We start from the raw sequence: 11171 nt of genomic DNA, 5'->3' as shown, positions 1-11171 counted from the left end.
CTTCCGCATGTGTGGGACGATGACAGAACCGGGCGGATGATGTCAGATCGCAGCAGTAGCGCCCATCAATTGGCGGACTTTCTGTTTGCCAGATTGAACCGCCGTAAAAACAACCGCAACGAACGTCATGGAAAAGGGATGGAGGTCCCGTGTTATGTGGTTGTTTTATCAGATAGCCAGCTAATTGAAGAAGAACCGCTGCTCCCGTTGCTGTTGGAGGACGGACGGGCAATTGATGCGTGCACAATCGTTCTGGCTTCCCGAAAGGAAGCTTTGCCGATGCAATGTCAACTTATCGTGGAGGCTTCCAAGGAGCAGGGCGTATATGCCCGCAAATCGGAGTCAGCGGAGGTTGAACAGCAAAGTTTTAAACCGGATCGTCTGTCGAGAGAGGAAGCAGATGCATTGGCGCGGTATATGGCTCCTATTCGCTTGAAGCGTTCCTCGGCTTCCGATATTCCCTCTGTGCTGCCACTGTTCGATATGATGAGCGTAGCGGGTGTGGAAGAACTGGACGTGTCAGAACGGTGGCGGCGCAACCGCTACCCTGATACATTACCTGTACCTATGGGTGTGCGGGCAGGCGGCAAGAAGATCATGATTAATCTGCATGATAAAATCGAGCGCCAGGGACACGGTCCCCACGGTTTGATCGCCGGTACGACAGGTTCAGGGAAGAGTGAGGTTATTCAGTCCATCGTAGCTTCCCTTGCTGCTGAGTTTCACCCGCATGATCTTGCATTTATGCTGATTGACTACAAGGGCGGCGGTATGTCCAATACGTTCGTCAATTTGCCGCATGTGGTGGGCACGATTACGAATTTGGACAATAACCTGATCGAACGCGCCAAAATATCACTAAAAGCAGAACTGGTCCGCCGACAGAAAATATTAAACGATGCGGGCAATTTGCAGCATATTGATGAATATTACAGATTGCTCCGGCAGCGGCACACACAACCGCTGCCTCATCTGGTTATTATTATTGATGAATTTGCACAATTAAAACGGGATCAGCCTGAGTTCATGGATGAGTTGATCAGTATTGCCGCCATTGGGCGGACATTGGGTGTCCATCTGATTTTGGCGACTCAAAAGCCTGCCGGCGTGGTGGACGATAAAATCTGGAGTAACTCCAGGTTCCGTATCTGCTTACGGGTGCAGAGCGAAGGCGACAGCCGTGATATGTTGAAAATACCGAATGCCGCGTGGATCACGAAGCCGGGACGAGGGTATTTTCAGGTCGGTAGTGATGAGGTGTTTGAAGAGATGCAGTTTGCCTGGAGCGGTGCCCCGTATGTAGGCAACAGCGATATTTCTTCCGCATTGCCTGTCCATGAGGTGAGACTGAACGGCAAGCGTGAAGCGCTGCTGACTGGCGGCGAACGGGCAAGCTCAGGCTTAAAAGGAGAAGAAGCTCCCAAACAGCTCCAGATATTCATTGATTATATTGCAGAAGAAGCTGCCAAGGCAGGGATCGAACGGCTTCAGGGACCGTGGCTTCCGCCGCTGCCCGAATTGCTGGATTTAACTGATTTGTCTCCATGCGCCGAAACGGGCAGTCCAACAGCGCCTCAAGAGCTGAAGGCGGTCATGGGTCTGGTTGATGATTTGCCGAACCAGCGACAAGAGCCGATTTATGCATCACTGGATCATGGTCATTGGGCAGTGTACGGTATGCCGGGCATGGGTAAAACGACCTTTTTGCAAACAATGCTAATGTCGATGGCTCAGCGCTTTCATGCGAACCGTTGGAACGGTTATATCATTGATATGGGTCGAACGATGCGCGACTTTGGGGAACTTCCCCAGATCGGTGCTGTTATGATGGCAGAGGAGGACGACCGGATCAAGCGGTTGTTCCGTTATCTGTTCAAGCAGGTAGCTGTACGTAAGGAAATGATTTCCGAAGCTGGTGTCAAAACGATAAGCTCTTATCGACGTTCTGCTGTTGAGGATGTGCCGCAAATTATCGTAGTCATTGATGGCTACCTTAATTTCCGTAATGCTTATCCAGATGAAAATGAGCTGCTGGAATCTCTTTTGCGTGAAGGTGGCAGTCTCGGTATTACATTTATCATTACAGCGAATCGGATTACCGATGTGTTTGAGAAGTTCCGCAGTAATATTGCGAACGCTGTTTCTTTTGAAATGTCTGATCCGAGTGATTATTATTATGCGGTAGGACGACCAGCCAAAACACCAGGGCCTCTAATCCCGGGCCGGGCTTTGGTTAAAGGGCATATCCCGCCGCTGGAATTCCAGACGGCGTTGCCTTCACCCGGAGAAGATGAAACGGAACGTTCAGCGCGGTTGCGCCGCAATATCGCGGGCATCGTACAGGAATGGAAGGGCAAAAACGCCCCAGCTATTCTTCCGTTGCCCGAGCGAATCCCGTTGGCGGAACTGCTTCAGCAGTGGGACGGGACGAGTGGGCCTTCGGGCGCGCTTCCTTATGAGGTGCCTGTAGGGCTACAGAGCGACGATCTGGAGCCTTTCTTACTGAATCTCAAGGAAGGTCCTAATTTTATCGTGGGCAGTCCTATGGAGGGAGGGAAAACCTCTTTCCTCATGAGCTGGATCATTTCGCTGGCTTATTACACATCGCCGAGTCAATTGGAAGTCTATACGGTTGATACCCGCTATGGAGGCGGGGGATTATCCCGATTGCGACATCTTTCTCATGTCAAAGTTGCTGCTGAAAGCGAGGAAGAGCTTGGACCTTTGGTACAGCAAATTTATGATATCGTTCAACAGAGGAACAAGGACGGAAATGATCCCGAATTGCTGTTGGTCATTGATGATGCGGATATGCTAAGCAAGCAATTGAACGATTTTACGATAAAGGATCAGCTTTCTGCCATTGTGCGGTTGGGACGTGATCGCAACGTGCATGTCGTGCTCTCGGGCGTGCCATCTGATTTCCCAACCTTTGGCGTGGACTGGTTTAATGATGTTAAGGCAAGTCAAAGCGGCATGCTTTTCGGAACACTGGATTCGAATGATTTATCGTTCTTTCGTATCCCCTATTCAGAAGCGAATGCCGCCGCTGGTGGCCTAAAAGTCCTGCCCCCTGGGCAGGGATACTACGTACGGCGCAAATTTACCAGGATAAAAGCGGCAATTCCCTTCTCAGAGCAAGTGAGCTGTGAGGATTGGATAACGAAAATTCGTGACCGATGGCATGTTGTAGTTTGAAGGGAGGTGGCTCATAATGTTAACGTTTCAAGCTTCCAAGCAGAAGTTAATAACCCTCAAGTCGAAGGAACTGTTTTTCCTGGCAGGCGTGTTGGGTTCTGACAGGCTGCTTGGAGTGGAAGATCCGTTTAAGGGCTATCTGGCAGAAGAGTTGGCGGAAGAGTGGGAGCAGATAAAAGCCTCTCTTCTGGAAAAGGGTTATCTAAAGCGAGTAGATGAGGGTACTGAGTTGGCAATGCCCCCTACCGTTTTTTCGAGGGTTGCTATCGCGGGATTATCTAACCGGGCTTGCCGCATACGCTATGCGCGGGGCGGCAAGCAGTTCGAAGGTTACCTCCATTGCACGAACGAGCGTGTCGTGGAGCTAGTAAAATCCGTTGATGAACCCGATGAGTACCGCCTGTATGATCTGGGTAACGTGGAGAAGGCTTGCGAGACATTGATTGATAAAATGGGCTGGGGAGATCGGCTCGTGCCTGAATCTCCTGCGCTCATGTTCTCCAAGCAGGCATTTCATGAAATTTACAAGCAATCTGCAGGAGACAGTGTTTCTCAGATTAACAGCAAACTGACCGAGGCGAGCGGAGATGCAGAAGGGTCTGCGAGACTTGCCCAGTCATTGAGTTCCCGCATAGCTGAAGGAGAACTGCAATTGCTGGTCTGGAACGGCAGGGAGTGGGAATCACAGCGGGTTGCGTTTGTCCTGTGTCCAACGATGAACTGGATATTTCGTATGAGCTCTAATGGCAACGGAGATTGGCTTATTGCAGCCATGGCATCAAGAGATCAGTTTGTGGATTTATTATTAAATTGGCTGCGACAGTCGGCAGTAACTGAAGAAGCGACAGAAGAAGGGTGATGGATATGCGCATTCGAGTTGAACCGGATGTGCTTCGGGGGCTTAGCGGGCAGCTACAGCATGCGGCGGAGCAAATTCAACAGTTAACAGCAGGGTTGGAGCAGGCGTTACAATCGATGGATTGGGATGTATCTACACGTGAGACGGTCTTGAATCATTGGATGCAGGCCAAGCGAATGTCGGAGCAGATTCATGCTTACCTCCATACATCAGGTGCACAATTGAATCAAAAGGCAGAACAGTTCCAGTCTGTTGACCACAACTATCATACGATTCTGTCATTTGCCAGCCAACCATTAGGACGACCAGTCACAATGCTGGATTGGTCGAATCAGCAGTCACCGTCTATTTTGCCCGGGCAACCTTCAGAAGGAAGCGGTCCGATTTCGGACCCGCAGTCTGTCGTGCATGCCATTGCTGGTGTACAGTTGTCGGATGCAGGTACACTGAATCAGGAAATTTTGAAGCAGGCGTCTTCCAGCAATCCGCAGGAATGGTATTTTGCTGACCCGGCTATAGTTAGGGATCAGCCTGTCGCTTAGTAGATTCCCGGGACTCTCCTGCCTGGTCACATGAGGCCATATAAATTCAGTTCATGGAATCCTGATTTTTTGGGACTTATTAGGCACTAATTCTATTGATATTATATTGTTAGATGCTGTTTTATAGTCAAAAAGTGGGGTTATTACAATTAGGACCTTCGCCTTTTGTAGGAAATTAAATAAACATAGTACAATTTGAACCAGTTAAACAAAACATTTAATATCATCAAGGAGGACTCATAATATGGCAGGACGTATTTTAATTACCCCGGAACAGGTCGATCAGGTAGCCAACCAATTTAAACAAAGCGGTGAACAAAGCCAGCAGATCGTTTCCAGCTTGACTCAATCCATCTCAGGCATGGAAGGTCAATGGGAAGGTATGACTAAACAACGTTTCTTTCAAGAGTTTCAGGAAGCCAGCAAACAAATGCAAGCTTTCGTAACGACTTTGAACAGCATCAGCCAAGAACTGACGGCTATCGCTAATAAATTCCGTACTGTTGACCAAACGAAGTAAGATGCGTGATAAGCATCACCTTATAATATACCACTCTATGAAGAAGCAATATGGTTGAACCATTTCTTATGGTCTGTACATTGGTATAGTGGTTATCAGGAAAAACCGGGCGATCTTCGGACACCCGGTTTTCTTGCCATCCATAGATTGATATAATAGGGTGAGGAAACTAGCATACTGAACGATGTAAGGAGAGGGATGTTCCATGTCTTTTCAACCGAATCCGGGAGACGAATTGATCATAAACGGCACAGCCTATGTGGTTGGGCGACATCCTGCTGCACCCGGTTTGGCTTATGCTCAAGCAGGGCGGCAGGGGATCGTATACCAGCTGAATGCCAAAAGCGGAGCGCCGCATGAGGCTAAAGCCCTTAAAGTGTTTTTTCCAAAGTTCCGTATCCCGGCTATGGTTTATCAATCAGAGCATATGGAAGCGTACGGGGATATCCCCGGGTTGCAGGTATGCAAGCGTGATGTGCTCACTCCAGAAAGAAACGGAAGTCTGATCGCCGAGCAGCCTGATTTGCTATATGCAGTGCTGATGCCATGGATTCATGGGACAACATGGTTCGATTGCCTCACAGCTCAGCAGCAGCTTGAGGCTTCCGATAGTCTGGCTTTGGCCAGAGCGCTGGCAGGGATCGGCTCAGCTATGGAGCAAAAAGGACTGGCACACTGTGATTTATCTGCGCCGAATGTCATGCTTCCGTTTTTTCTGAAGTGGAACTGCCTGAAGGCACATCAGCTGTAGAATTGGTCGATGTGGAACAAATGTACAGTACCAAAATGGATCGTCCGGATGCTCTATTAGCGGGTTCGCCGGGGTATGCTGCGCACCGTACCGTTCACAGCGGATTATGGAGCGCGTATGCGGATCGTTTTGCAGGGGCCATTATTATCGGCGAAATACTGGGATGGTCAGACCGTGTGGTGGTCGATAAAGCATGGGGCGAAAGCTATTTTGACCAGCATGAAATGCAGACGCCTTGCGAACGTTATTATATTTTGCGCAAGTCGCTGGAATCACGCTGGGGAAGCAAGCTGGTGGAGCTGTTTAGCCGTGCCTGGGACAGTCAGGATCTGAGCAGTTGCCCTACCTTTGGTGAATGGCTGGTCGTACTCAATGCACTTACCGAGCAAGAGATTCCTGTTGAAGTAGACACGGTGGAACTCGAGGAGACAGAGGCAGCAGCATTAGCTACTGGTGAGTCCGGGGAAGCCACATCCTCCTTGGTTGCACCACTCCAAGCGGAACAAGCTGCGATACTGAACCAGGCGGCCCAGGAGCAAGGGGAGCGTGGGGTGACGGACAAGCTGTTCCGGCAGGCGCGTGAACTGGAGAAGCAAAACAAGCTTGCTGCGGCTCTGGAGGTATATCGCTCGTTGTATCATTTTGTAGAAGACGGTAGCCCTCTGCATGTGGAGGTATCGGCTGCCATCATGGGGCTGGAGGAGCAGTTGAATCCAAAGCCGCTTGAGCAGCCGGAAAAATCAACAGCCTGGTATCGCTCCAAAACGTTCATTGTAACAACGGCGGCGGCTGTCGTTCTGCTGGCCGTTGGCATTCCAGCCGTGAATATTCTGGCGGATCAGTCCAATCAGCGACAAATCGAGGCAGCCAAACAGGAAGAAGCCAAAAAGGCTGCGGAAGCGAAGCTGGCTACTGAACAGGAGGCTGCTCAAAAGGCACTGACGGAGAAGCAACGGCAGGAAGCTGAGCAGCAGGCCAAACAACAGGCTCTTACTGCCCAAAAGCAGCAGGAAGAGCAGAAAAAACAACAGGCCCTTGTAGCTCAGCAGGTCAAATATGAAGCCTACCTCGCTCAAAAGGAACAAAAAAGGCAGGCAACCGCCAGGCTGGCAAAGCAAAACGTGTATGATCAGCAGGCGAAGTACGAAAAATATTTGGCTTGGAAAAAGGATCAGGCTGCCCGAGCAGCGCAGGAAGAGGCAGCACGTAAAGCGGCGGCAGGGGCGGAGAAAAAGAAAAAAGCATCAACTCAGGCAAGTAACAAACAGAATGTTCTCCAGCTTATTTCCCTGTATAACAAGGCTTATGCTTCTCAGGAGGGCGGAAGCACGGCGAAGGCGAAGGGTTTTGCCAATCGTTTTAGAGCGTTGTACGAAAGTAATTCTTCCTATTATCGTTCGGTAGGCGAAGTTGGTTATCGCGCTTCCTCTATCTATAACTTTTTGAGCGATACGAATTTCAGACTGCCTAAAATTTAATTTTTTCATATTTTCATATCTTGGATGAAGTGGCACAAGATGATAAAAGGTAACTGAGGGGAGCGTGTGCAAACGATGAATTATACGATACAGGCTTCACAACGTACCCCCGCCCTGATCATTTACCTGATTGACATTAGCGCGTCAATGAACATGCTCATGGAGGGGCGGCGGCGAATTGATGTCGTATATGAAGCTATATCACTAGCGATCCGGCAGATGGTTTTCCGTTCTACGAAAGGGAATCGGCTGACTGCACGCTACCGGATTGCGATCTTGGCTTATAGTGACGACGTATATGATCTGCTCAACGGTGTGAAGGGGATTGATGAAATCGCAGCGATTGGTTCGTTGCCCGATTTGACGCCCAAACGGTTTTCAGATTCGGCAAAAGCTTTCTTGCAAGCCGAACGAATTTTACAGGCAGAGCTGCCGGGGATGCAGGATTGCCCTGCGCCTTTGGTTTGTCATATGACAGATGGTGTTTCCACAGGTGATGATCCAGAACCGATTGCGAAGCGTATTATGAGCATGAGCGTACCGGACGGCAATGTACTGGTGGAAAACATATTTTTATCGGACAGACTACTGGAAACGCCTATTCAGGACCCACGCCGCTGGAAAGGTCTTACGCATAATACGCCGTTACAGGATGAACATGCTGTGAAATTGCGTAATATGTCTTCTGTACTTCCTGAAAGCTATCGGGAAATGCTGTTTGAGGCAGATTATCAGCTAGGTGAGGGAGCAGTTATGATGCTGCCTGGAACCTGTCCGGAACTGGTGTCCATCGGTTTTCAAATGTCGGCCGCAACGCCTGTACGGTAAGGAGGAAAACGCATGAATCCACTGCTGTCTCTGCTCCCCATGAGCAAAAGGAAGGGAATAAATGCACGGCTGGCGCAGCGTTTTGCCTACATCAGCTCTCAGACGGGCGATCAGCCACTATCGACTCATCATAGCCGTTTTATGTGCCGTTATGGTTACGGAAGATCTGCCGAATCTGCCAGTATGGGTGAAAGCGGACAGGATTTCGCCGCAGTGAGCATTCATAAATCTGTCTGTTGTTTTGTTCTGTGTGATGGTGTCGGACTTAGTTACCAGGGAGATTTTGCAGCCCGCTATTTGGGTTCCTCTTTGCTGGATTGGATGGAACAGGGGCAGGATCTGTCTGCTGATAAACTGGGGCTGTACCTCGAACGCTTGGCAGGCACGGCTGCGGAGGAACTGGAACGGCAGCCTCTGCATCATGAATCGGGGTTGATGCGTTCGGTGCTGGAGGATAAACGTCGTCAGGGAAGCCAGTCGATGTATATTTGCGGTAAAATCGAGCTGCCAAAGCGCGGCACCCGCGGACATCTCAGACTTGCCTGGCAAGGAGATTCACGATTACGGCTGTGGAACGGTACAGAGGAGATCAGCCAATTATTTGATCATACCTTCTCTACATCGGAACGCTGGTCCACAAGCCGTGGGCCGATTGGAGGTAAGCCTCATTGGTACGAAAGAAGCATACCCGCAGATATGTCGATGAGATTACAGGTATACAGTGACGGGTTATCCGATTTGGACCCTATTCGTGAGCCTGTCCCTGATGAGCAGATACAGGTTTTGCTGGATGCCTCCCATACCGGAGGGCTTGATGATGATGCTGCATTTATTGAATTGCAGTGGTAAACGGAATAAGGAAAGGACGTATGCATCCATACTGATGGCTGCATAACGTCCTTTTTTGATGTATATATGGAAAGAAACGAACGGTCAACAAGAAAGTAGAAGAAAAGGTGCGATAATGGGTGTATGATGGGTCCTTTTCTCGAATATCGCAAAGGAATAACAAAAAATGCGCAAAAATGGTGATTATAAAGTATACCTTTTTGGGTAATCTTGTGATTATACAGGATACTGAAAGGGAGCGATACATATGAGCTATACACTGGCAGGAGGCGCACGCTTTGAAGGCAAAACGGCTCTGATCACGGGGGCTGGTTCTGGTATTGGCAAGGCAACGGCTATTCAAATGGCCAGAGAGGGAGCGAATGTTGCACTTTTTGATGTCAGTAATGAACGGATTGTAGAGACGGAGAGAGAGATTAATGCTATACGTGAAGGTGCCGCTCGGGCTTTTGACGTGGATATTGCCGATCCGGTGCGTGTGGAAAAAGCCGTTTTGGAAGCGGTTGAACTGTTTGGCGGGCTGCATATCATTTTTGCCAATGCGGGGATTAACGGGGTTGTCGGACCGATTGAGGATTTGAGCATCGAGGATTGGCGGCAGACGCTGTCTACGAATCTGGACGGTACTTTCCTGACGGTGAAGTATACCGTACCGCATTTGAAAAAAAACGGTGGCGGCAGCATTATCATTACCAGCTCTATTAATGGAAATCAGCGCTTTACCAGCTTTGGAATGTCAGCCTACAGTACGTCTAAGGCAGGCCAAACCGGGTTTGCTAAAATGGCTGCGTTGGAGCTAGCCAAGTTCCGTATTCGTGTCAATGTCATCTATCCTGGAGCGATTTCGACGAATATTGATGAAACAACGGAGAAATCCGAAAGGTTAAAGCAGATCACCATCCCCGTTCAGTTTCCCGAAGGAGGGCAGCCGTTGGCTAATGGGCCCGGTCAACCCGAGCAGGTAGCTGATTTGGTAACGTTCCTGGCCTCCGATCATTCGCGTCATATTACTGGTGCGCAAATTGTGATTGATGGGGCGGAATCCTTATTATTTTAGCACTAAAGAATTCTCTGTGAGGGAAAAATGTTTTGTGGTATCCTGAATGTAATGTCTTGGTTAAGGTGCGAATGTGAAGCTCACATAAAAACCCCGGATCCTTCGCACCTCGAAATTTGTCGAAAAGGATTAGAATCCACTTTCTATAATAGAAGTCAAGGGTGGATTCAAACTTTTTTAGCATCGTTTTTTGCGAAAATGTATGGAATTGATATCATTAGAGTATCAATTGCTGTATTTTCGCTGTCGCACTCTATATGAGTGCGTGGATTGAAATATCCATTCCCAAATCCTCCTTTTTCGTTTTACCGGTCGCACTCTATATGAGTGCGTGGATTGAAATTTCTTTATCTATTCCGATATAAATCATTGGCATAGTGGATCGGCTCCACTCTTCTATATATAGAAATCACCCCAAATTCTCTATCAATGCAACAGGTGCCGTTAATAGAACGAAGTAAGGTATATTCATACTCCCTTAGCCCTTCGAAATGGTATAATTATTCAAGAAAAATCTCATTCATCAGGAGGGGCTATGGAATCAGAAGACATTTGCAGACGATTATTGAGTCATATTCAGAGTTACAAAAAATCTACTATTCTGCTCGAAGAGTTCGTAGATTTTATGAGCGGACATGCCGTTAATTATCCAACGTTTGCTGAGGCCATTCTACAGCTCGAAGAAATGCAGATATTAGTAGGGGTCAAAGCGCATGGCAGGAACGGGAAACACCCCGCACTGGCTTATCAATATAAAATTCGTCGTCAGTTCATGCGACAGGGACACTTGCAAAGGATTCAACAGCATTCTGCTCAATTTCATCCAAGTATGAATCTGGATTGGTATTATGCGCAGTCCGAGGAAGCATGGAATAAGGATCTGCCCTATATTGAACGTATTCATCATTTTTTAGTAGAACATGGGTTGCCGATCAGTGAAGTGCCAGCCCCCGAGCGAAGCTACCAATTAACGGGGGATGAAAAATGGATTACAGATGGAGGGGGAAAGGTTGTTCTGGATCGTCTCGGATTATGGAACAAGATGCTCATTATACCTGTCAGCGATCCAGTGATGTGGAGTCGTCGTGT

At 48.7% G+C, this 11171-nt stretch carries 7 protein-coding genes and 2 pseudogenes; all 9 read left to right on the top strand.

The features are described from left to right. Positions 1-3198, top strand: a 3198-nt coding sequence (gene essC / locus QD47_RS27810) for a type VII secretion protein EssC (protein ID WP_044649166.1), incomplete at its 5' end; no start/stop codon positions are given. A 16-nt stretch (positions 3199-3214) separates the two neighbouring features. Beyond that, complete coding sequence (locus QD47_RS27805; protein ID WP_044649164.1) at positions 3215-4057, top strand: hypothetical protein; 843 nt, start codon at positions 3215-3217, stop codon at positions 4055-4057. Positions 4058-4062: 5 nt separating this feature from the next. Further along, entirely contained in the window at positions 4063-4599 is a 537-nt protein-coding gene (locus tag QD47_RS27800; protein WP_044649165.1) for a WXG100 family type VII secretion target, read from the top strand. A 244-nt stretch (positions 4600-4843) separates the two neighbouring features. Next, positions 4844-5119: a WXG100 family type VII secretion target gene (locus QD47_RS27795; RefSeq protein WP_013309990.1), complete on the top strand. Its 276-nt coding sequence runs from the start codon at positions 4844-4846 to the stop codon at positions 5117-5119. Positions 5120-5324: 205 nt separating this feature from the next. Next, positions 5325-7348, top strand: a pseudogene (locus QD47_RS27790) (hypothetical protein). Between the two features lie 75 nt (positions 7349-7423). Continuing rightward, on the top strand, positions 7424-8176 hold the full coding sequence (locus QD47_RS27785; protein WP_025685035.1) for a vWA domain-containing protein: 753 nt from the start codon (positions 7424-7426) through the stop codon (positions 8174-8176). Between the two features lie 12 nt (positions 8177-8188). Further along, a complete protein-coding gene (locus QD47_RS27780) occupies positions 8189-9025 on the top strand; it encodes a hypothetical protein (RefSeq protein WP_044649163.1) in 837 nt (278 codons plus the stop codon). Positions 9026-9272: 247 nt separating this feature from the next. Further along, positions 9273-10082 carry an SDR family oxidoreductase gene (locus QD47_RS27775; RefSeq protein WP_044649162.1) on the top strand — a complete coding sequence of 270 codons (810 nt, stop codon included), beginning with the start codon at positions 9273-9275 and terminating at the stop codon, positions 10080-10082. 535 nt (positions 10083-10617) lie between these two features. Next, positions 10618-11171, top strand: a pseudogene (locus QD47_RS27770) (Wadjet anti-phage system protein JetD domain-containing protein); the annotation flags it as partial.

It is taken from the genome of Paenibacillus terrae (assembly GCF_000943545.1).
Lineage (GTDB): Bacteria > Bacillota > Bacilli > Paenibacillales > Paenibacillaceae > Paenibacillus > Paenibacillus terrae_A.
The sequence above is the reverse complement of the archived record's forward strand: the minus strand, read 5'-3'. Positions and strand labels throughout refer to the sequence as shown.